The sequence below is a fragment of the Agrobacterium tumefaciens genome (genome assembly GCF_031801495.1).
In the GTDB taxonomy this organism is placed as follows: Bacteria; Pseudomonadota; Alphaproteobacteria; order Rhizobiales; family Rhizobiaceae; genus Agrobacterium; species Agrobacterium tumefaciens_K.
The window spans coordinates 2,278,672-2,300,720 of sequence record NZ_JAOEGC010000002.1; the positions used below are offsets into that span (position 1 = coordinate 2,278,672).

At 59.7% G+C, this 22,049-nt stretch carries 18 protein-coding genes and 1 tRNA gene; 11 read left to right on the top strand and 8 right to left on the bottom strand.

Going from position 1 to position 22,049, the window contains the following annotated elements:
• Nucleotides 1-66: 66 nt before the first annotated feature.
• Complete coding sequence (gene dps, locus N7578_RS20540; RefSeq protein ID WP_311112072.1) at nucleotides 67-555, top strand: DNA starvation/stationary phase protection protein Dps; 489 nt, start codon at nucleotides 67-69, stop codon at nucleotides 553-555.
• A gap of 114 nt (nucleotides 556-669) precedes the next feature.
• Here dps and N7578_RS20545 read toward each other — a convergent pair whose 3' ends face one another.
• Nucleotides 670-891, bottom strand: a complete 222-nt coding sequence (locus N7578_RS20545) for a hypothetical protein (protein ID WP_311112073.1) — start codon at nucleotides 889-891, stop codon at nucleotides 670-672.
• Between the two features lie 306 nt (nucleotides 892-1,197).
• Between N7578_RS20545 and N7578_RS20550 the strand changes: the two genes are divergently transcribed.
• Nucleotides 1,198-1,272 (top strand) — tRNA-Gly (locus tag N7578_RS20550).
• Between the two features lie 150 nt (nucleotides 1,273-1,422).
• Here the strand turns inward: N7578_RS20550 and N7578_RS20555 are convergent.
• Nucleotides 1,423-2,256: an aldo/keto reductase gene (locus N7578_RS20555; protein WP_311112074.1), complete on the bottom strand. Its 834-nt coding sequence runs from the start codon at nucleotides 2,254-2,256 to the stop codon at nucleotides 1,423-1,425.
• A 37-nt stretch (nucleotides 2,257-2,293) separates the two neighbouring features.
• Nucleotides 2,294-3,475 (bottom strand): MFS transporter, encoded by a 1,182-nt coding sequence (locus N7578_RS20560; protein ID WP_311112075.1) that lies wholly within the window; start codon nucleotides 3,473-3,475, stop codon nucleotides 2,294-2,296.
• 156 nt (nucleotides 3,476-3,631) lie between these two features.
• Between N7578_RS20560 and N7578_RS20565 the strand changes: the two genes are divergently transcribed.
• The gene (locus N7578_RS20565; RefSeq protein ID WP_311112076.1) at nucleotides 3,632-4,531 is read left to right on the top strand and encodes a LysR family transcriptional regulator; all 900 of its coding nucleotides are present in this window, start codon (nucleotides 3,632-3,634) and stop codon (nucleotides 4,529-4,531) included.
• A gap of 5 nt (nucleotides 4,532-4,536) precedes the next feature.
• On the opposite strand, the gene N7578_RS20570 is transcribed toward N7578_RS20565, so the two are convergent.
• The gene (locus N7578_RS20570) at nucleotides 4,537-5,436 is read right to left on the bottom strand and encodes a LysR family transcriptional regulator (RefSeq protein WP_311112077.1); all 900 of its coding nucleotides are present in this window, start codon (nucleotides 5,434-5,436) and stop codon (nucleotides 4,537-4,539) included.
• Nucleotides 5,437-5,591: 155 nt separating this feature from the next.
• Here N7578_RS20570 and N7578_RS20575 point away from each other — a divergent pair, with 155 nt between their 5' ends.
• The 4 genes from N7578_RS20575 to N7578_RS20590 all read left to right on the top strand — a co-directional run bounded on the left by N7578_RS20575 (nucleotide 5,592) and on the right by N7578_RS20590 (nucleotide 11,448).
• Complete coding sequence (locus N7578_RS20575; protein WP_311112078.1) at nucleotides 5,592-6,389, top strand: alpha/beta hydrolase; 798 nt, start codon at nucleotides 5,592-5,594, stop codon at nucleotides 6,387-6,389.
• Between the two features lie 53 nt (nucleotides 6,390-6,442).
• Nucleotides 6,443-7,633, top strand: a complete 1,191-nt coding sequence (locus N7578_RS20580) for an efflux RND transporter periplasmic adaptor subunit (protein WP_311112079.1) — start codon at nucleotides 6,443-6,445, stop codon at nucleotides 7,631-7,633.
• 127 nt (nucleotides 7,634-7,760) lie between these two features.
• Nucleotides 7,761-10,955, top strand: a complete 3,195-nt coding sequence (locus N7578_RS20585) for a multidrug efflux RND transporter permease subunit (protein ID WP_311112080.1) — start codon at nucleotides 7,761-7,763, stop codon at nucleotides 10,953-10,955.
• Nucleotides 10,956-11,244: 289 nt separating this feature from the next.
• Nucleotides 11,245-11,448: a hypothetical protein gene (locus N7578_RS20590; protein WP_311112574.1), complete on the top strand. Its 204-nt coding sequence runs from the start codon at nucleotides 11,245-11,247 to the stop codon at nucleotides 11,446-11,448.
• A 57-nt stretch (nucleotides 11,449-11,505) separates the two neighbouring features.
• On the opposite strand, the gene N7578_RS20595 is transcribed toward N7578_RS20590, so the two are convergent.
• Together N7578_RS20595 and N7578_RS20600 are read right to left on the bottom strand one after the other, a co-directional pair.
• Nucleotides 11,506-12,351 carry an endonuclease/exonuclease/phosphatase family protein gene (locus tag N7578_RS20595; RefSeq protein WP_311112081.1) on the bottom strand — a complete coding sequence of 282 codons (846 nt, stop codon included), beginning with the start codon at nucleotides 12,349-12,351 and terminating at the stop codon, nucleotides 11,506-11,508.
• 16 nt (nucleotides 12,352-12,367) lie between these two features.
• The gene (locus N7578_RS20600) at nucleotides 12,368-13,828 is read right to left on the bottom strand and encodes a phospholipase D-like domain-containing protein (RefSeq protein WP_311112575.1); all 1,461 of its coding nucleotides are present in this window, start codon (nucleotides 13,826-13,828) and stop codon (nucleotides 12,368-12,370) included.
• A 231-nt stretch (nucleotides 13,829-14,059) separates the two neighbouring features.
• On the opposite strand from N7578_RS20600, the gene pdxY reads away from it, so the two are divergent.
• Together pdxY and N7578_RS20610 are read left to right on the top strand one after the other, a co-directional pair.
• Nucleotides 14,060-14,935: a pyridoxal kinase PdxY gene (pdxY, locus tag N7578_RS20605; RefSeq protein ID WP_311112082.1), complete on the top strand. Its 876-nt coding sequence runs from the start codon at nucleotides 14,060-14,062 to the stop codon at nucleotides 14,933-14,935.
• 73 nt (nucleotides 14,936-15,008) lie between these two features.
• Complete coding sequence (locus N7578_RS20610) at nucleotides 15,009-15,650, top strand: carbonic anhydrase (RefSeq protein WP_311112083.1); 642 nt, start codon at nucleotides 15,009-15,011, stop codon at nucleotides 15,648-15,650.
• A 179-nt stretch (nucleotides 15,651-15,829) separates the two neighbouring features.
• On the opposite strand, the gene N7578_RS20615 is transcribed toward N7578_RS20610, so the two are convergent.
• Entirely contained in the window at nucleotides 15,830-16,645 is an 816-nt protein-coding gene (locus N7578_RS20615; RefSeq protein ID WP_311112084.1) for a lytic transglycosylase domain-containing protein, read from the bottom strand.
• A 196-nt stretch (nucleotides 16,646-16,841) separates the two neighbouring features.
• On the bottom strand, nucleotides 16,842-17,876 hold the full coding sequence (locus N7578_RS20620; protein ID WP_311112085.1) for an aspartate-semialdehyde dehydrogenase: 1,035 nt from the start codon (nucleotides 17,874-17,876) through the stop codon (nucleotides 16,842-16,844).
• A 507-nt stretch (nucleotides 17,877-18,383) separates the two neighbouring features.
• Between N7578_RS20620 and N7578_RS20625 the strand changes: the two genes are divergently transcribed.
• Nucleotides 18,384-20,270 carry an MFS transporter gene (locus N7578_RS20625; protein WP_311112086.1) on the top strand — a complete coding sequence of 629 codons (1,887 nt, stop codon included), beginning with the start codon at nucleotides 18,384-18,386 and terminating at the stop codon, nucleotides 20,268-20,270.
• 187 nt (nucleotides 20,271-20,457) lie between these two features.
• Nucleotides 20,458-22,029, top strand: coding sequence for a Re/Si-specific NAD(P)(+) transhydrogenase subunit alpha (locus tag N7578_RS20630; RefSeq protein ID WP_311112087.1), 1,572 nt, complete (start codon nucleotides 20,458-20,460; stop codon nucleotides 22,027-22,029).
• The last annotated feature ends 20 nt before the right edge of the window (nucleotides 22,030-22,049 follow it).

The following is a 22,049-nucleotide window of genomic DNA, read 5'->3' on the forward strand; positions in this document are numbered from 1 at the left end:
GTCCGAACGTTTAGCAATCGGCATTTTCCAGAGCGGCATTCCGTCCGCACATTTCAGGAGATATTGATGAAGACGCACAAGACGAAAAACGATCTGCCTTCCAACGCGAAAGCAACCGTTATCGGTATTTTGAACGACTCCCTCGCCTCCGTCATCGATCTCGCACTGGCGACGAAGCAGGCGCACTGGAACCTGAAAGGCCCGCAGTTCATCGCCGTGCACGAGCTTCTCGACACCTTCCGCGCCCAGCTCGACGACCACGGCGATACCATTGCAGAACGCGTCGTGCAGCTGGGCGGCACCGCGCTCGGCAGTTTGCAGTCCGTTTCGTCCGCAACCGCGCTCAAAGCCTACCCGACAGATATCTACGCAATCCACGACCACCTCGGCGCATTGATCGATCGCTATGGCGATGTGGCCAACATGATCCGCAAGGCAATCGATGACTCCGATGAGGCAGGCGATCCGACGACGGCCGACATCTTCACCGCCGCCTCGCGCGATCTCGACAAGGCGCTGTGGTTCCTCGAAGCCCATGTGCAGGAAAAGAACTGATACTCGAAAAGCAAAGCGCCCGGACAAGCCGGGCGCTTTTAACAGACATCAGGCAGGCAAAAGCAGGAAATCTGCTCTACCCTGAACAGACTGACTTGAGACTACCGTTCACCGTCAATGCCGACGCAACACGGCAATACCAATATCCCGCAGCATCTCGTGATCGAGAATACCACGCTGGGCGCTGCGGATAAGAACCGCCGCGCATTCGTTGGCAACATGACTGCTACGATCTTCAAGGCACTCGAAACATACGCCGTCGAAAATGTTCTGCAGATCGGTAATCTGCTCTGGCGACAATTGCGCGCCAACTCTTTGAAAAGCAGCATACGACAAGGCTCATCCTCCCGATGACATGCCAGGTATCGCTTCACGCGTTTTTGTTGATTTTCGTGGACAGAAAAATTTGTACACCTGAACGAATCACTTGTCGAATCAGATTTTAACCAAATGTAAATGGGTGATTTCTCACCTCTTCGAGGCGCTAGGCTGCAAATCCCCAGGAATTCGAAAGGAAGAGAATTTCCTGTAAAACTGCAAAAGAAAGTGTTGCATTCCAGAATCGATTGAGCGATATAGCACCCGTCGCCGCAAGACAGCGACCCACGGTTCAGCTCACTACCCCGGACCGATGGCTTATGAGCGGGTGTAGCTCAGGGGTAGAGCACAACCTTGCCAAGGTTGGGGTCGAGGGTTCAAATCCCTTCGCCCGCTCCAAATTCTCAAAGACAACAAGTTATTGATATCAGTGAGAATAGCATCGTTGGAAACGATGTGTGCATTGCTTACTGCGCTCCATTTCTCCGCATCGTGTCCTGCCGTACAGCGACGAGGGAGGGATGCAACACCCCTCCCCCTATTCCGCTATCAGGCGGCCTTGTCCCAGACGGGCGCGAGGCCATCCGGAGACACGATCCGGCCATCCGCTCTGGCAAGAGAGTGAATTGCCGCCATGTCGTCGGCCGGAAGAGCGAAATCGAAAATGGCGGTATTTTCCGTCACGCGGGCTTCCGTCACCGTCTTCGAGAGCGCGATGACACCCTCCTGCTGCACCAGCCAGCGCAGCACCACCTGCGCCACAGATTTCCCGTGGCGGGCGGCGATATCCTTCAGAACCGGATCGGCAAACACCTTGCCATCCGCCATGCCAAAATAACCGGTGATCGACATGCCAGCCTTACGGGCAGCAGTAATCACAAAATCCTGATCGAGATAGGGATGATATTCGATCTGATTGGTGACGATCGGCGCCTTGGAAAGCGCAACGGCGTCAGTCATCAGCGCGGTGGTGAAGTTGGAGACGCCGATATGCCGGACTTTGCCCGCCTCGTGCACCGCGTTCAGCGCGCCGATCTGTTCGGCAAGCGGAACGGCCTCGTTCGGCCAGTGCAGCAAAAGAAGGTCGACATGATCGGTTCTCAGCTTCTTCAGGCTCTCATCGACGGATGCGAGGAAGGAATCGTGCCTGTAGTTTTCCACCCAGACCTTCGTGGTCAGGAAGATATCGCCACGGGCGATGCCGGAACCGGCGATCGCCTCACCGACCTCTGCTTCGTTGCCGTAGATCTGCGCGGTATCGATATGGCGGAAACCGGCTTTCAGCGCATGCGGCACGATACGCAGGACATCCGGACCGGGAATGCGGAAGGTTCCGAAGCCGAGCGCAGGAATTGTGGCGCCATTGGCGGTAACGGTGTGCATGGGTTTCTCCTTGCTTGGGAATGAAAAGGATTGCAGATCAGGCGGCTTTCAGGACCGGCGTGGCGCGGCGGTCAAGCGCGCTGCTCCACAGGGTAAGGACGAGGGCGACTGCAACGAGGATCGCACCGACCCAGGGTGTCGCACCGAGGCCAAGTGGCGATTCCACCACCAGACCGCCGAGCCAGGCGCCGATGGCAATGCCGAGGTTGAAGGCGGCAATGTTGAGCGCCGAGGCGACATCGACGGCACCGGGACGGTGCTCCTTGGCGAGCTGCACGACATAGAGCTGCAGGCCGGGAACATTGGCGAAGGACAGGAAGCCGAGACCCACCAGCGTGATGAGCGTCAGGATCGGCGAGACGGCGGTGAAGGAAAACACCAGAAGCACGATGGCCTGTGCCAGAAACAGCCCGATCAGCGCCTTGACCGGATTATGGTTGGCGATCTTGCCGCCGCCGATATTGCCCGCCGCAATGGCGATGCCGTACAGCACCAGGATCAGGCTGACACTCTTTTCCGAAAAGCCGGTGACCTGCTGCAGGATCGGTGCGAGGAAGGTGAAGGCAACGAACGTGCCGCCGTAACCGAGCGCCGTCATGGCAAAGACGATCAGCAGCCGGCCGGAACCGAGCACGCGGACCTGATCGAGAAGGCTCGCAGGCGCGGCTTTCCTGATCGTGTTCGGCAACAGGGCGGCGATGCCGACGAACGCGATGACACCAAGCCCGGAGACGGCCCAGAAGGTGGCGCGCCAGCCGAAGACCTGACCGATATAGGTGCCGAGCGGCACGCCGGTGACGATGGCGACCGTCAACCCCATGAACATCATGGCGATTGCGGATGCCCGACGGTTTTCCGGCACCAGATCGGCGGCAATGGTCGAGCCGACCGAGAAGAAGACGCCGTGGGCGAAGGCGGCCAGAACACGGGCGACGAGCAGGAACTCGTAGCCGGACGCCAGCGCCGCCAACGAATTGCCGATGATGAACAGGGCCATGAGGCCAAGCAGCAACGGCTTTCTTTCGATCCGGCCGGTCAGCGCCGTCAGGATCGGAGCCCCGAAGGTAACACCGAGCGCGTAGACGCTGACGATAAGGCCGGCGAGCGGCAGGGTTATGTTGAGATCGGTCGCGACCGTCGGCAGAAGGCCGACAATCACGAACTCGGTGGTGCCGATCGCATAGGCCGCGATCGTCAGGGCAAATATGGCCAGAGGCATGACGAAACCCTTCCCTCGACCGATGTCGAGAGCGCTGGAGACAGGCGAGCTGTCTGTTGGAACAATGGATGAGCGCAATATGGGGGAAGAGAACTTGCTTGATAAGCTGTACTAATGGATAAATGCCTTTGAATTTAGTTCATAGATGAGGCGACCGTGGATAACCGGGCAGGAGAAATGGAAGTCTTTGTGACAGCGGCCGAACTGGGGAGCTTTTCCGCAGCGGGACGCAGGCTCAGGCTGTCTCCCTCAGCGGTCAGCAAGCTCGTCACCCGCATCGAAGACCGGCTGGGCACACGCCTGCTGCTGCGTTCCACCCGCCTCGTAACGCTGACACCGGAGGGCGAAATCTATCTTGCCCGGGCAAGGCGCATTCTGGCCGACATAAGGGAGACGGAGCAGATCGTCGCAAGCGGCGGCAAGGTGGTGCCGCGCGGGCTGCTGCGCGTCAATACGACGCTTGGCTTCGGTGAACGATATCTGCTGCCCCTCGCCCCCGAGTTCCTGGCGCTGTATCCGGAGGTGGAACTGGACATCTCGCTGACGGATGGCGTCATCAGCCTGATCGAGGAACGCACAGACATCGCGATACGCTCCGGCGCGATGGAGGATTCCTCCCTCAAGGCGAGAAAGCTGCTGGAGGTGCGCCGGATGATCGTCGCCTCTCCCGCCTATATCGAAAAGTACGGTGCGCCGGAAACGCCGCAGGATCTTGTCCGGCACAACTGCTTCAGCTTCAACTTCAACCATAGTCTGAACGAATGGCCGTTCAGGAACCCCGGCTCGGAGGAGGTGTACCGGCTGCCCGTTTCAGGCAACGCATCTGTCAACAACGGCATTGCCATGCACCGCTTGTGTCTTGCGGGCTTCGGGCTGGGACGCATGGGACAATTCCATGTGCAGCCCGATATCGATGCCGGAAAACTCGTGCCGGTCCTCGAAAACTACAACCCGCTGGACCTCGAGGTGATCCACGCCGTCTACGCGGGCCATGAGCATCTGGCCGCCCGCGTACGCGCGTTCATTGATTTCGTCGCCGAGAAGGTGGGGACATAGCCCTATCAGAGATTGGTGTGCACCAGTTTCGCCAGCCAGTCGACAAAAACGCGGACCTTGTTGGTAACGTGGCGGGTCTGCGGATAGACGACATAGATCGGCATCGCCTCGCAGCGCCACTCCGGAAACACCCGCACCAGATCACCCCGCTCCACGGCGTCCTTCACCATGAAGAGAGGCAGCTGGATGACCCCCATGCCCGCAAGGGCCGCATTGAGATAGGTGCGGCTGTCATTGACCGAAACAACGTAACGGGGCGTGATTTCCACGCTGCGGACACCGTTGTCCAGCGACATGGACATGATCTGACCGGTCGTCGCATTGAGATAGCCAACCGAATAATGATCGGTCTCCAGATCCTCCGGATTTTGCGGCATACCGAACTTTTCGATGTAAAATGGTGCCGCGAAGGTTTCGAATTTCAGTTCGCCCACTTTTCGGGCAATCAACGACTGGTCCCGCAGCGTACCTACCCGGAGGGCACAGTCGACGTTTTCCGCCAGATAATCGACAAGCCGGTCACCGACACCGAGGTCGATGCGAATCTGCGGATAACGCTGGTAGAAATCGCAGAGGTTCGGAATGACGAGAAGGTCAGCGAAGACCCCCGCCATCTCCACCCGCAACCGGCCGGAAGGCTGCACCTGCGCACTCGCCATGCTGCCGTCAAGTTCTTCAATTTCCGAGAGAATCTGTGACGCGCGCTCATAATACAGCGCCCCGTCCGTCGTCAGCATCACCCGGCGCGTGGTGCGATTCAGAAGCGTGGTTCGCAAATGCGATTCCAGCGCCTGCACCATGTTGGTCACAGTTGTCTTGGGCATGTTCAGCGCCGTTGCAGCACGGCTGAAATTGCCCGTTTCCACAACGCGCGTGAAGACGCGCATGGCTGAAAGTTGATCCATAAAATCTCGCAGACGCTCTATTATTCGTAATTTTGGAATAGTGAATTCAATCAGGCACACTTGATCGTTCTGCACCGAACAATAATATGCATTTCAAGTTTTGCAACAGGATCCAGTCGCGTAACGAGTTTTATGACGGATCCAGGGATTGGCTCATGACGGCGCGATGGGAAATATTAGGGTGCGGCCAGGCGGCCAGAGAACCCCTTCCTGCACGACGCTATGAAAGCGCCAATCTGTGCCGCACCCCGCCGGTGGTGCTGTATCTGCGAGGCGGCTCGTTTCTTGAAGCCGATGCCGATCGACCGGAACTTCCGGTCGCAAAGGCACTGGCCGAAAGCGGCGCCGTGGTGGTGGAAGCGGACTACAGCAAGCCTTCGGGCAACGAGTTCCCGCTGGTGATCGACTACGCCTTCGAAGCGCTCGATCAGGTCAGCAGGGACCTCAAACATTACGGCAGCGCGAAATCGCTGCTGTTCGTCGCCGGCGAGGAGGCCGGGGGCAACGTCGCTGCCGGGCTTGCGCTGAAAGCGCGGGACCGGATGCCCGGCAAGCTTGCCGGCCAGATACTTCTGTCGCCGATGATCGACCCGATGATGACGACGGAATCCTTTCGCGACGCGGACAAGATCGGCATGCGCCAGCGATGGGCGGATGGATGGAGCCACTACCTTGCCAAGGCATGCGGCTTTTTTCACCCCTACGCCGCGCCATGCCAGTGCACACGCCTGAACCGCGTTGCACCTGCACTGATATTCACCGCGGAGGACGACCCCCTCCGCGACGAAACCATCGGTTATGCGGAAAGACTTGTTGCCTCGGGCGTCAGCGTCCGGAGCCATGTTTTCCCGGCGGAAACCGGCTGGACGGGGCTTTACAGTGGACAGGGAGGCAGATGGGTTTCGTCCGTCTGTTCGGAATTCACGAGCTTCGTTCAGGATTTGCGACACTGAAGCGTATTTGTTCAAGATTTGATCGGCTCTGAGTTCGAGCCAAGGAGAAACCCATGACGCTGAACACGAAGCGCCGGGCCCTTACGGGCGCCGGTATAGGCCTTGCTGTCTCTGTTGCAGCCGCAGCCCTGTTTTTCGATCTGCCCACCAGCCGTGACGCAACCGCCGCATCCACACCGGAAGCTCCCCCGGCGGTGCCGGTGACGGTTGCGACCGTCGAAAGCCGCAACATCATGCGCTGGGAAGAATTCTCCGGCCGCCTCGAAGCCGTCGACCGTGTGCAGATCCGCTCCCGCGTTGCCGGCCAGATCAAGGCCGTGCACTTCCGCGAAGGCGCACTCGTCAAGGAGGGTGATGCGCTCTTCACCATCGACAAAGCGCCGTTCGAGGCCGCTGTTGCCGGTGCCGAAGCGCAGGTCGCCTCCGCCGAAGCCAAGGTCGGCCTGGCAAAGACCGAACTCGACCGCGGCCGCAGGCTTTCCGATAACCGCACGATCTCCCAGAGCGATCTGGACCAGCGGCAAAGCTCGTTTGCGGATGCGGAGGCCCAGCTTCGCGCCGCCCGCGCAGCCTTGACCAGTGCCCAGCTCGACCTCGGTTACACCGATATCCGTGCACCGGTTTCCGGCAGGGTCGGCAAGATCGAGATCACCGCCGGCAACCTCGTGGCAGCCGGTTCGGCCTCGCCCGCGCTGACGACGCTGGTATCGGTCAACCCGATCTATGCGAGCTTCAATGCCAGCGAAGGCACTGTCGCACGCGCCCTTGCCGAACTGCCGAAGACGGATGGCGCCCTGCCCGCCCTGGAACAGATCCCTGTCGAGATCGGCACGCTTTCGGATGAAGGCACGCCGATCAAGGGCACGCTTCACCTGATCGACAATCAGGTCGATTCCGCCAGCGGCACCATCGGCGTTCGCGCCGTGTTCGAAAATCCGGACGGCAGGCTGATCCCCGGCCAGTTCGTGCGGGTCAGAATGGGTGAGCCGAAGCCGGAAAACCGCATCGTCATCAGCGACCGCGCCATTGGCACCGACCAGGACAAGAAATACGTCTTCATCGTCGATGCCCAAAACAAGGTGAGCTATCGCCAGATCAAGCCCGGTGCTTCGGCTGACGGACAGCGGATCATCGACAGCGGCCTGAACGCTGGCGACACCATCGTCGTCAACGGTTTGCAGCGTATCCGTGCCGGTGCAACCGTAGCGCCGCAGACCGAGGAAAAGGTCGCGGCGACCCAGTAAGTCACAACGGCGGCTCGCTATCGCGAACCGCCACCACCGCAACAGAAAATGCCCTTGAGGCCGGCAGCGGGACGCTGCCGGAACGGGGCTTTGCATTCCAGATTTTCACCCCGGAGAGGGCTTTGAAATGAACATCTCCAGATTTTTTGTCGACCGGCCGGTGTTTGCCGCCGTGCTATCGGTCCTGATCGTGGTGGCGGGCCTGCTTGGCATGCGCGCCCTGCCGATCTCCGAATATCCCGAAGTCGTTCCGCCTTCCGTCGTGGTGCGCGCCACCTATCCCGGTGCAAACCCGAAGGTCATTGCGGAGACGGTCGCCACGCCGCTCGAAGAACAGATCAACGGCGTCGAGGGCATGCTCTATATGGGCAGCCAGGCGACCTCGGACGGCGTGCTGACGCTGACAGTCACCTTCAAGCTGGGCACCGACCCTGACAAGGCGCAGCAGCTGGTGCAGAACCGCGTTTCGCAGGCCGAACCGCGCCTTCCCTCGGAAGTGCGCGCGCTCGGCATCACCACCGTCAAGAGTTCGCCGGACTTCATCATGGTCGTCAACCTCGTCTCCAAGACGGACGCCTATGACATCACCTATCTGCGCAACTATGCGACGCTGAACGTCAAGGACCGTCTGGCCCGCATCGAAGGTGTCGGGCAGGTGCAGGTCTTCGGCGCTGGCGACTATTCCATGCGCGTCTGGCTAGACCCGCAGAAGGTGGCCGAACACGATCTCGCCGCAAGCGACGTTTCCGATGCGATCCGTCAGCAGAACGTGCAGGCCGCAGCCGGCATCATCGGCGCTTCGCCAAGCCCGAACGGTGTTGACCTGCAGTTGAACGTCAACGCACAGGGCCGCCTGACGACGCCGGAGGAATTCGGCAACATCATCGTCAAGAGCGGCGCGAACGGTGAAATCACCCGTCTGCGCGACGTCGCACGCATCGAGCTTGGCGCCGCCGACTACACCCTGCGCTCTCTTCTTGATGGCCAGCCCGCCGTTGCTGTCGCCGTGCTTCAGGCACCCGGCTCCAATGCCATCGAAATCGCCGACAACGTGCGCGCAACGATGGACAACCTGCAGCTGGCAATGCCGGACGGCGTAAAATACGAAATCGTCTACGACACGACGAAATTCGTGCGCTCCTCCATCGAAAAGGTGGTCGATACACTCCTCGAGGCCGTTGGCCTCGTGGTGCTGGTCGTCATCCTCTTCCTCCAGACATGGCGCGCCTCTATCATCCCGCTGATCGCCGTTCCGGTATCGATCATCGGCACCTTCGCGGTCATGTACGCCTTCGGCTTCTCGATCAACGCGCTGACGTTGTTCGGCCTCGTGCTGGCCATCGGCATCGTGGTAGACGACGCCATCGTCGTGGTGGAGAATGTCGAACGCAACATCGAGAACGGACTTTCCCCGCGTGACGCCACCTACAAGGCCATGCGCGAGGTTTCCGGCCCGATCATCGCCATCGCGCTCGTTCTGGTCGCCGTTTTCGTGCCGCTTGCCTTCATCTCCGGCCTATCCGGCCAGTTCTACCGGCAGTTCGCGCTGACCATCGCCATTTCGACGGTCATCTCCGCCATCAACTCGCTGACGCTTTCACCTGCCCTTGCGGCCCTGCTGCTGAAGGAGCACGGTGCACCGAAGGACTGGTTGACACGTGGCATGGACAAGATCTTCGGCTGGTTCTTCCGCGGCTTCAACCGTGTCTTCGGCGCGGCCTCGAACGGCTACGCGCGCAGCATCGGCGGCCTGGTGTCGCGCAAGAGCCTCGTCATGCTGGTCTATCTCGCTCTTGTCGGTGCGACCTACAGCATGTTTTCCACCGTGCCGAGCGGCTTCGTTCCGGGACAGGACAAGCAATATCTGATCGGTTTCGCCCAGCTTCCTGACGGCGCGACGCTCGACCGGACGGAAGACGTCATCAAGCGCATGAGCGACATAGCGCTCGAAACACCCGGCGTCAGCAACGCCATCGCTTTCCCGGGCCTGTCGATCAACGGCTTCACCATCGGCTCCAACTCCGGCATCGTGTTCGCGGTTCTCGACGATTTTGAAAAGCGCAAGACACCGGAGCTTTCCGGCAACGCCATCGCCCTGCAGCTGAACCAGAAGTTCGCAGGCATTCAGGACGCCTTCATCGCCATGTTCCCGCCGCCGCCGGTCAATGGCCTCGGCACGACGGGCGGCTTCAAGCTGCAGATCGAGGACCGTGCCGGTTACGGCTATCAGGCGCTCGACGAGGCAACCAAGGCGGTCATCGCCAAGGCATACCAGACACCGGAACTGGCTGGCATCTTCTCCAGCTACCAGATCAACGTGCCGCAGCTTTATGCCGACCTCGACCGCGCCAAGGCCGAACAGCTTGGCGTATCGGTGACGGACGTGTTCCAGACGCTGCAGATCTATCTCGGTTCGCTCTACGTGAACGACTTCAATGCCTTCGGCCGCACCTACAGCGTGCGGGTGCAGGCGGACGCCCAGTTCCGCGCCCATGCGGAAGACATCGGACGCCTGAAGGTTCGCTCGGCAACCGGGCAGATGATACCGCTCTCCACGCTGCTGAAGGTCGACGCAACGACCGGACCGGAACGTACGAACCGCTATAACGGCTTCCTTGCGGCGGACATCAACGGCGGCCCTGCTCCCGGCTTCTCGTCCGGTCAGGCACAGGCCGCGATGGAGAAAATCCTCACTGAAACGCTGCCTCCGGGTATCGATTACGAGTGGACGGACCTGACCTACCAGCAGATCCTTGCCGGCAATTCGAGCCTCATCGTTTTCCCGCTGGCCCTGCTTCTGGTCTATCTCGTGCTGGCTGCGCAATATGAGAGCCTGACATTGCCGATCGCCATCATCATGATCGTGCCGATGGGCGTTCTGGCCGCGCTGACCGGCGTCTGGCTGACGGGGGGTGACAACAACATCTTCACCCAGATAGGTCTCGTCGTCCTTGTGGGACTATCGGCGAAAAACGCGATCCTGATCGTGGAATTCGCCCGCGAGCTGGAATTCGAGGGCAGGACGCCGATAGCGGCGGCCATCGAGGCAAGCCGTTTGCGCCTTCGCCCGATCCTGATGACCTCGCTCGCCTTCATCATGGGCGTGGTGCCGCTGGTGATTTCGACGGGTGCGGGTGCTGAAATGCGCGCCGCCATGGGTGTCGCCGTGTTCTCCGGCATGATCGGCGTGACGTTCTTCGGCATCTTCATGACGCCTGTGTTCTACGTCCTGATCCGCAAGCTTGCCGGCAATCGCCCGCTGGTGCAGCACAAGCAGGAAGAGCCCGCCAATTCTGACTACAGGCTCGAAAAGGCAGGCTGACCTCCCAAGAGCCACCGCCTGGCGCGGCTTTATCGTCGCGCCTGTCAGACACCACGCATCGCCCCGATGCGTGGTGTTTTTTTCGAGGCTTGCCCGGATCTTCTGAAACGGAATCTATTTCAACAGCTTAGCATCGAGCAAAGAATCCTGCCTCCGGCAGAAACACTCTATACCGCGACTATAACCGCCTCAAACCATGTAGTTCCGTCTCTACTACTTTTTTTATACTTGGGATTCATGATAGATTCGCGCAAATGATTCGAACTGAATGATTTGGTTCAGGAGCTACATGATGGAGCACGACTACGAAAGCTGGGCGACGTCTGTCGCCTATTCAATCGTAATGCATGAGGGACTGGATCTGGCCCTTTCCGCACAAAATCTGGACAAGGGAAAAATCAGAAACAACCGGCACCGGCTGATGGAAGCCATTCGCCAGTCATTGCTGGAAGCTCGCTCGCTGAACGACGCGACACCAGCGCCAAGCCTTTGACATAAGCTTACGGATTTCGCCACGCAGAAGAGCCGCTCAAGGCTTGCTTGGCAGGCGTCAGCCCGCCAGCAGATCAGTCCGGATGGCGGCTTTCAACGGCAGGTGATCCGATGCGATACGTGCAAGCGCGCTGTCATGCGCCTCGACCTGCTCCACCAGCCCGGCGCGATTGGCAATGATACGGTCAAGCGCCAGAACCGGCAGGCTCGACGGAAAACTCGGAACCGCAGGCGGCAGCACGCCGAATGCATCCCGCAGGGTGTTCAGGGACGAGCCGTTCCCGAGCCGCCACTCATTGAGATCCCCCATCAGAACCGTCGGGCATTCGTCGCGTTCCGCCAGCAGCCCGATCAGCGCCTGTGCCTGACGCGCACGCGAGTGGCGCAGAAGGCCGAAATGCGCCGCGATGACACGTAAAGTGCCACCGTGTTTCAGATCGAGTTCCACGACCAGAGCACCACGCGGCTCCAGTCCCGGCAGCTTCAGCGTGTGGACATCGCGAACCGCGCCTTCCCGGAAGAGAACGACATTGCCGTGCCAGCCGTGCGCCTTCACACCGGCCTGAACAGGCACGGGCACAAGGCCGCTTTCGCGCTCTAGGCGGGCAAGGTCGAGAAGGCCGGTCCGTTCCCCGAACCGGCTGTCGGCTTCCTGCAACGCGATGATGTCGGCACCGATTTCCTGAATGACGCGACCCGTGCGATCCGGATCAAACTTGCGATCCCGCCCGACGCATTTGTGGACGTTGTAGGAGGCGATGACGGGAAAGGCATGGCTCTTTTCAGCGGATGACGGTATCAGCCGTTTCTTGCGTTCGCGCAGGGACCTGATGACGAAAGCCGGCAAACCGGCACTTTTCGCCACCTTCACCTCGTCCTGGTCCCGCATATCGTCTCGTTTCATGCTTCTGTCTTTCCGATCACAGATAGGGCGAGGCGAGCCAGAGAACACGCTCCCCCAGACGGACAACGAACGGCCGCGCCATAAGTTCGGCCAGTCGCACCGGTGCGGCATCGTCGCGCACCTGCCTGATATAGCGCGCCGTCTCGCCCGCAAAATTCCTGTCCATCACTTCAAGATCGATCTCGAAGTTCAGGCGCAACGACCGCGGATCGAAGTTCGAAGACCCCACATAACTCCAGCAATCATCGATCACCACGAGCTTGGAATGGTTGAAGGCGCCTGTCGCCCGCCAGATGCGGCAATAGTTCTTCAGCATCTGGTCGAACTGCGCCGTCATGGCCCTGTCCACAAGGACGAGATTGTTACTCTTCGGGACAATGATATCCACCAGAACGCCCCGCCTCGCTGCCGTTACGATTGCCGAGATAAGCTCCCGATCCGGGAGAAAATACGGCGACATGATGAGAATGGACGATCGTGCGATGGAAAAGGCGCCCATCAGCATCTTGTGGTTCGTTTCTATGCTCCTGTCGGGCCCGGATGAGGAAACACGGGCAACGAGCTGAGAACCCGGCACGCTCGACGGTATGGCGGGATCCCACATGGGAACGTCGAGCTGTTCGCCGGTGGTAAAACGCCAGTCTTCGGCAGCGATGGAGAAGAAATCCGCAACGACCGGCCCGGTGATCCTGAAATGCCGGTCATGGGCCTGATGTTCGCCGGCGAATTCGGCGGTAAACCCCTCGCGGATATTCATGCCGCCGCTGAAGGCTATGCTGCCATCGATGACCAGTATCTTGCGGTGCGTACGCAGGTTCGCGTAAGGCAGCCGGAGCCCCATGATGACATTGCCGTTGAAGACGGCCGACTGAATTCCCTTTTCCCGCAAGGTCGGCAGAATGCTTGGTACCGAATAGCGCGCACCGACAGCATCCACCAGCACGCGCACCTCCACGCCCCGCGCCTGCGCCGCCTCCAGAGCAGCGACGAAGCGTACGCCGATCCGGTCATTATCGAAAATATATGTTTCGAGAATGACCGACCGTTTCGCCTGTTCGATGGCCTCGAGCATCTGCGCGTAGGCCGCATCCCCCGTCACGAGCGTTTCGATGGTGTTGCCGGTTGTCAGCGCATGGCGCGTCACCCGGTCGCCCAACGTCTTCATCGCTTCGAAACGGCGGCCGAAACGTTCGGCGATCATCTGGCCGGTGGCATCGAACTGCGCCACCCTGTCCATGATCTCATCCTGCATGAACGACCGCTGCTGCGTGATGGTCGACCGGCGGATACGGTTGATGCCGGCAATGGCGTAGATCACCGCTCCGACGATCGGCGACAGCACGATGACGCCCACCCAGCCGAGTGCGGAGCGGACTTCCTCCTTCGTCATGGTGGCATGCACAGCTGCCACAGACCCCATCAGGATCGAAAGGACGGCGAGAATATGCGGCCAGTAGGCGATGACGAGATCGAGCATGGATGAACTATAGTGCACTTCGCCAATCCCGCAATGCCAGCGTGCAAAGCCCGCCATGATACGACGGCAGCGGCAGAACATGTCTCCGCCATGCTTTTACGGGACAAACCCTTGCGGGATTAACGGTGGAAACTGACGATGCGATATGTCATGAGAGCGCATCTTGATCCTTCGGGCAGCGCGCAGCGAAAGCGGTCGCGACTGCCGTAAGCGTTTGAAAGCAAGGCCGTGATGCAGGAAAATACTGAAGGCGCTGTCATCGTGATTTCCAGCCACGTCATGCGTGGGTCGGTCGGCAATCGGGCAGCTGTCTTCGCGCTGGAAACGCTGGGCTTTCCGGTATGGGCCGTTCCGACCATCGTCATGCCCTGGCACCCCGGTCATGGCCCTTCCACACGGATGCGGTTTCAGGACGGCGATTTCGACAGCGCAATGACCGACCTCGAAAACGCGAAGTGGATCGGCGAGGTCAAGGCAGTGCTGACCGGCTATTTCGGAAGCGCCGCACAGGTCCGCTCGACGGCACGGCTGATCCGCAATCTCAAGGAAAAGAACCCGGCGCTCATCTACGCCTGCGATCCGGTGATGGGCGACAAGGGCGGCCTCTACATTCCCGAAGAAACGGCCGCGGCAATCCGCGACGAGTTGATCCCGCTGGCGACGCTCGCGACGCCGAACCGCTACGAGCTTGCTTGGATGAGCGGTGCGGAGCTTGAGACGAACAACGCCATCATGGATGCAGCGCTGGCGCTCGGGCCGTCGAAGATGCTCGTGACCTCGGCTGTGCCGATGATGTCAGGCGGCACCGGCAATCTTTACCTGAGTGGCAAACACGCGCTTCTGGCCGAGCACCGCGCCATCGAGGATGCGCCTAACGGCCTCGGCGACCTGATCTCCGCACTGTTTCTTGCTCGTCTGCTGGAAGGCCTGGATGAAGAGAAGGCGCTTCAGCTGGCAACCGCCAGCGTGTTCGAGATCCTCGCCAGGACAAAAAAACGCGACATGAACGAATTGACGCTGGAAACCGATTCCGCCAGCCTTTCCACGCCTATGGCAATGATACAGACGCGTCATCTCTTGCATCCTTCACGCAGCAAGCGCAAATAGCGCATCGAGGATGGTCTTCAACGCACCGGGCTCGTTCTGCGCTCCCGGTCCAGCATAACGGTACTGCGATATCATGAAAGATTTTCCAGAAACCCTTCTGAACGGCTACAAGAACTTCATGAGCGGACGTTACGCCGACGAGCGCGAAAGATATCGCGTTCTGGCGGAAACCGGTCAGAAGCCACAAACCCTGTTCATTGCCTGTTGCGACTCCCGTTCGGCACCGGAAACGATTTTCGACTGCGGACCGGGCGAACTCTTCGTCGTCAGAAACGTTGCCAACATGGTGCCTCCGTTCGAGCCGGACGGCCAGTATCACGCAACCTCGGCCGCCATCGAATATGCCGTGCAGGTTCTCAAGGTGAAGGACATCGTGGTCATGGGCCATGGCCGCTGCGGCGGCATCCAGGCGGCCCTCGACCCCAACCTCGAGCCGCTGTCGCCCGGTGACTTCATCGGCAAATGGATGAACATGGTCAAATCGGCCGCCGAGCAGATCCAGAACAACGACGTCATGACCCCTTCCGAGCGTCAGACCGCGCTGGAACGCGTCTCCATCCGCAACTCCATCGCCAACCTTCGCGCTTTCCCCTTCGTCAAGGCGCAGGAAACCGCCGGCAAGGTCAAGCTGCACGGCGCATGGTTCGACATCTCGACCGGCGAACTGTGGGTCATGGACAACAAAACGGGCGACTTTCGCCGCCCGGAACTGTGATTGAAGCAGTAGTTGCTGCAGTCAAATTCGACGCTCGTCACCCCGGACTTGATCCGGGGTACAGCGCGATCAAGTCCTTGATCGCCTAAGACTCTCTTCACGGCGCAGACGCGTCGTGGCTGGATGCCGGATCAAGCCCGGCATGACGGAAGCGAAATTTCAGCCGATGGAAAGCAGCCTTACTGCCCGTCGATTGCCTTACCGATGAAGGCGATCGACTGCTGGTATACGCTGGCCGCGTTCCAGCCCTGAATGGCGGCGAAGTTTGGCTGGCCCTGCTGATAACCTGCACCGCGCTGCCAGCCGTGACCGACGAGGAAGTTGGCGGTCGATGCCAGCGCATCCGCACGAGAACCGACCAGATCGACTCGACCGTCGCGGTCGAAATCTACGCCGTAACGCACGACATTGACCGGCAGGAACTGCGTCTGGCCGATTTCGCCATGAGCCGCACCCTTCGCGTTGACGTTCAGCGAACCGCTGCCGACGAGCTTGAGGGCCGCATAGAGCTGCTCGGTGAAGTACTCCGAACGACGGCAGTCATAGGAAAGCGTCGCAACGGCGGAAAGCGTGTGCTGGTTGCCCAGGAAACCGCCAAAGCCGGTTTCCATGCCCCAGATGGCAAGCAGCGGACCTGCGGGAACCCCGTATGTCCTTTCGATGTTGGCGAAAAGCGCGGCGTTGTTCTTCTTCATGGTCTTGCCACGCGAAATGATCGCCTGACCGCCACGCTTCTGCATGAACTGGTCGAAAGACAGCTTGAAGCTGTGCTGGCCGCGATCGGCGCGGATGGTCGCCTGATTGTAGGAAACGTTGGCGAAAGCGCGGTCGAGAACGGAAGCGCTGACGCCGCGTCCTGCTGCTTCCTGCTTGAACGCGCCAACCCACGCACCGAACCCGGCCGAGGTGTTGCCGCACTGCGCAGCCAGAACCGGCGTCGCCACCAAAACCGAAACCATGGCCGCACCGGCCAGGATTGCCTTCATAACCCGCATCAAAATCCGCCTTCGATATCCGTTTGGGAAACAATCCCAATAAAAAACGTCTCTGTTGCCGAGAACTGTGGCATCAAATTGCCTTTCGGCGAAGGAGCCTGCAAATAAACTGGCCGTGATGACCGGTATTTGAGAAAACCCGCCCGTTCTCCAACAGAACAGGCGGGTTATACTTAACAAATCTTACAAAATGGTATCAGGCAGCCGCTTTGCGGGGCTTGATGAGACCACGGTTGACCAGAAGCTCTGCGATCTGGATGGCGTTGAGTGCCGCACCCTTGCGCAGGTTGTCGGAAACGACCCACATGTTGAGGCCGTTTTCCACCGTCGCGTCTTCGCGGATACGCGAGATATAGGTCGCGTCTTCGCCAGCGGATTCAACAGGCGTGATGTAACCGCCGTTTTCGTGCTTGTCGATGACGAGGCAACCCGGCGCTTCGCGCAGGATATCGCGTGCCTGATCGGCAGTGATCTCGTTTTCGAACTCGATGTTGACCGATTCGGAGTGACCGATGAAGACAGGAACGCGTACGGCCGTACAGGTGACCTTGATCTTCGGATCAAGCATCTTCTTGGTTTCAGCCAGAACCTTCCACTCTTCCTTGGTGTAGCCGTCTTCCATGAAGACGTCGATGTGCGGAATGACGTTGAAGGCGATGCGCTTGGTGAACTTCTTGGCTTCTACCGGATCGGCCACGAACACGGCGCGGGTCTGCTGGAACAGCTCGTCCATGCCTTCCTTGCCGGCGCCGGAAACCGACTGATAGGTGGAAACGACGACGCGCTTGATCTTGGCGGCGTCATGCAGCGGCTTCAGCGCGACGACGAGCTGGGCCGTCGAGCAATTCGGGTTGGCGATGATGTTCTTCTTCGTGAAGCCTTCCACGGCATCCGGATTGACTTCCGGAACGATAAGCGGAACCTCGGAATCGTAACGCCATGCGGAAGAGTTGTCGATCACGACGCAGCCCTGCGCACCGATCTTCGGCGACCACTTCTTCGAAATATCGCCACCCGCCGACATCAGGCAGATATCGGTGTCGGAGAAGTCGTAGTTTTCGAGGTTGGAAACCTTCAGCGTACGGTCGCCGTAGGAAACTTCCGTTCCCTGGCTGCGGGCGGAGGCCAGAGCCACGACCTCATCGGCGGGAAAACCGCGTTCTGCGAGGATATTGAGCATCTCGCGACCGACATTGCCGGTGGCGCCTGCGACTGCAACTTTAAAACCCATGATCAAGCTCTCTTTCTTTCTCTCCTCTTTTTGGTGAGGGGGAACCCGCAAAACCTGCGGCTTCCTTGATCCCCGGCCAAACCGGGGAGAGAGCGGTGGCCAGAGACGTCAGACGGTTTTAATCGTCGTTTTGGCCGTAATTCGGATGGAATAGGAAAGGCGCGGTTGACCACCGGCGGATCGTGCCGGTCCTTCCATGACATTCATGTATGCGACATGTCTGCTCAAGGTCGTGCTCCTTCTTCGCGCAAAGCTATTAGAAGGTTTCTGGTTCCTGTCAAGCGCAAAGGCATATGACAGGCGTCCTCGCCAGCCTCCGAAAGATGGCCCGCCGCGACATTTCTGCAAAGCAGACATTAGACTAAAGTCATAATCCCAAAGCATCTCTCTATCTTGGGTTAATTTTCTGTCACTCTGCTCGCCTGCGTATCGCGCCTTTTATAGGGAGCCCGGAGGAGAGAGACGGCCTCGAGCGATACGTGCTTTGACATCTGTGGAGGACAGACAATGGCAAACATAGCAGCCGCAGGCAGCGAAAAAGCCCGTCCCATGACGGGCGAGGAGAAGAAGGTGATCTTCGCCTCTTCCCTCGGAACAGTCTTCGAGTGGTACGACTTCTACCTATACGGTTCGCTGGCGATCTACATCGGCGCGAACTTCTTCAGCCAGTATCCGGAAACAACCCGCAACATCTTCGCGCTGCTCGCCTTTGCCGCCGGCTTCCTCGTGCGTCCGTTCGGCGCACTGGTGTTTGGCCGCCTCGGGGATATCGTCGGCCGCAAATACACCTTCCTCATCACCATCCTGATCATGGGCTTTTCGACCTTTGTGGTCGGTATTCTGCCCGGTGCCTCGCAAATAGGCATCGCGGCCCCGATCATCCTCATCATCCTGCGCATGCTTCAGGGCCTGGCGCTCGGCGGTGAATATGGCGGTGCGGCAACCTATGTCGCCGAACACGCGCCCAACGGCCGTCGCGGCTATTACACCTCGTGGATCCAGACGACGGCAACGCTCGGCCTGTTCCTCTCGCTGGTGGTCATCCTCGGTGTGCAGTTCGCACTTGGCCGCGAGGCTTTCGCCGCCTGGGGCTGGCGCGTGCCGTTCCTGCTTTCCGTCATCCTGCTGGGTGTCTCGGTCTGGATTCGTCTGAAAATGAACGAATCTCCTGCCTTCAAGAAGATGAAGGAAGAAGGCAAGACCTCCAAGGCACCGCTCAGCGAAGCCTTTGGCCAGTGGAAGAACGCCAAGATCGCCATAATCGCGCTCGTCGGCGCCGTCGTCGGTCAGGCCGTTGTCTGGTACACCGGCCAGTTCTATGCGCTTTTCTTCCTGCAGAGCATTCTGAAAGTCGACGGACAGTCCGCCAACATCATGGTCGCCTGTGCGCTGATCCTCGGAACCGGTTTCTTCGTGCTGTTCGGCTGGCTTTCCGACAAGGTGGGCCGCAAACCGATCATCATGGCGGGCCTGATCCTTGCCATGCTGACCTACTTCCCGCTGTTCAAGGCACTGACCTGGGCAGGCAATCCGGCACTTGCGCAAGCACAGTCTACCGTTCGCGCCACCGTTTCCGCCGCACCCGGCGACTGCAAATTCCAGTTCAACCCGACCGGCACGGCGAAATTCACCACATCCTGCGACATCGCCACATCGTTCCTGACACGCAACTCCGTTCCTTATGACGTCGTTGCAGGCCCGGCCGGTTCACCCGCAACCGTCAAGATCGGCGATACCACCATCACCAGCTATGACGCCATTGCCTCCGGTGCGGATGCTGCCGCCAAGGACAAGGCATTCCAGAAGCAGGTGAACATCGCGCTTAAAGATGGCGGTTATCCGCTTGTTCGTGGTGCTGCACAGGTGCCGGAAGCAAAACTGGATGCCTTCATTGCCGCCAACCCGGAACTCGGCCTCAACGGCGATGCCGTCCGCGCAACCGAAAAAAAGATGGTCGCAACCGACAAGCTGGTGGCCGACAAGCTGCTGACCCCGGCCGAAACCGGCGGCGCGGCCGAAATGGCGGTCTACAGCATCGCCAATGGCGGCAACTTCTCGATGGTCGCCGATCCGGCTGCGGTGAACTGGGTCGTCATCATCGCCGTGCTGACTGTCCTGGTGATCTATGTCACCATGGTCTACGGCCCGATTGCGGCACTTCTGGTCGAACTGTTCCCGACCCGCATCCGCTACTCCGGCATGTCGCTGCCATACCATATCGGCAACGGCTGGTTCGGTGGCCTTCTGCCCGCAACCGCCTTCGCGATGAGCGCGGCGAAGGGCGATATCTACTACGGCCTCTGGTATCCGATCATCTTCGCAGGCATCACGCTGGTCGTCGGCCTCCTGTTCCTGCCGGAAACCAAGGACCGCGATATCCACGCAATGGACTGATACAAAATCGATATGACCTCGAAAACCCGGCAATTTTGCCGGGTTTTTTGTTGTCGCCGTACGAACCGAACCGAAAGTGGCCTTTTCCGGTACGTCATTCCGTCGCAGGTAGACGCCCACCAATTTGAAGACAACCGCGCACGGAATAGGTTATCAGGCACTATTGATCGGAAGAGGGAGAGCCATTTTGAAAATTGGGACACCCAGGGAATTATACGAGGGCGAGGCGCGCGTCGGCATGACGCCCGACAGCGCTCTTGCACTACAGAAACTCGGCTATGAATGCCTCATCGAGGCGGGTGCGGGTAAAGCGGCCGGCTTTACCGACGACGCCTATCGGGCGGCAGGCGTGACGGTTGCAGAGAACGCGGACGCGCTCTACGCGCAGTCGGACGTGATCGCGAAAGTACGCCCACCGGAAAACAGCGAAGTCGCGCGCCTTTCCAATGGCAAGACGCTGATCTCGTTCTTCTACCCAGCCCAGAACAAAGAGCTTCTGGAAGAGGCCAAGGCGACGGGCGCGAACGTCATCGCCATGGACATGGTGCCGCGCATTTCCCGCGCCCAGAAGATGGACGCCCTGTCCTCCATGGCCAATATCGCCGGTTACCGTGCGGTGATTGAGGCTGGCAACAATTTCGGCCGCTTTTTCACCGGCCAGGTAACGGCCGCGGGCAAGGTTCCGCCCGCCAAGGTTCTGGTGATCGGCGCAGGTGTTGCCGGTCTTGCCGCAATCGGCACAGCAACGTCGCTCGGCGCGATCACCTATGCTTTCGACGTGCGTCCCGAAGTGGCCGAGCAGATCGAATCCATGGGTGCGGAATTCGTCTATCTCGACTTCGCCGAACAGCAGGACGGTGCCGCGACCGGCGGTTACGCCGCCCCCTCCTCGCCGGAATTCCGCGAAAAGCAGCTGGAAAAATTCCGCGAACTGGCACCGCAGATCGATATCGTCATCACCACTGCGCTGATCCCCGGACGGGATGCGCCGAAGCTGTGGCTCGCCGATATGGTCGCTGCGATGAAGCCGGGTTCGGTCATCGTCGACCTCGCCGCCGAACGTGGCGGCAACTGCGACCTGACGGTTGCCGACCAGCGTGTCGTCTCCGACAACGGCGTCATCGTCATCGGCTACACGGACTTCCCGAGCCGCATGGCAACGCAGTCCTCGACGCTCTATTCGACCAACATCCGTCACATGATGACCGACCTGACGCCCGGAAAAGACGGGCAGATCGTTCACAACATGGAAGATGACGTCATCCGTGGCGCGACGGTGGCCTATCAGGGCGAGATCACCTTCCCGCCTCCACCGCCGAAGATCCAGGCCATTGCCGCCCAGAAGCCGAAGGAAAAGGCCAAGGAACTGACGCCCGCGGAAAAGCACGCCAAGGAACAGGCGGAGTTCAAGGCGCAGACGAAGAACCAGGTTGGCCTGCTGGTCCTCGGCACGGCGATCCTGCTTCTTGTTGGTGTGTATGCACCTGCAAGCTTCATGAGCCACTTCATCGTCTTCGTTCTCGCTTGCTTCATCGGCTTCTCTGTCATCTGGAACGTCAGCCATTCGCTACACACGCCGCTGATGGCAGTGACGAACGCCATTTCCGGCATCGTCATTCTGGGCGCGCTGTTGCAGATCGGCTCCAGCAACTGGCTGGTGGTGATCCTTGCGGCCCTTTCCATCCTGATTGCCACGATCAACATCGTCGGTGGTTTCCTCGTGACACGGCGCATGCTCGCCATGTTCCAGAAGTCTTGAAGCCGAGCGGGGGATATTAA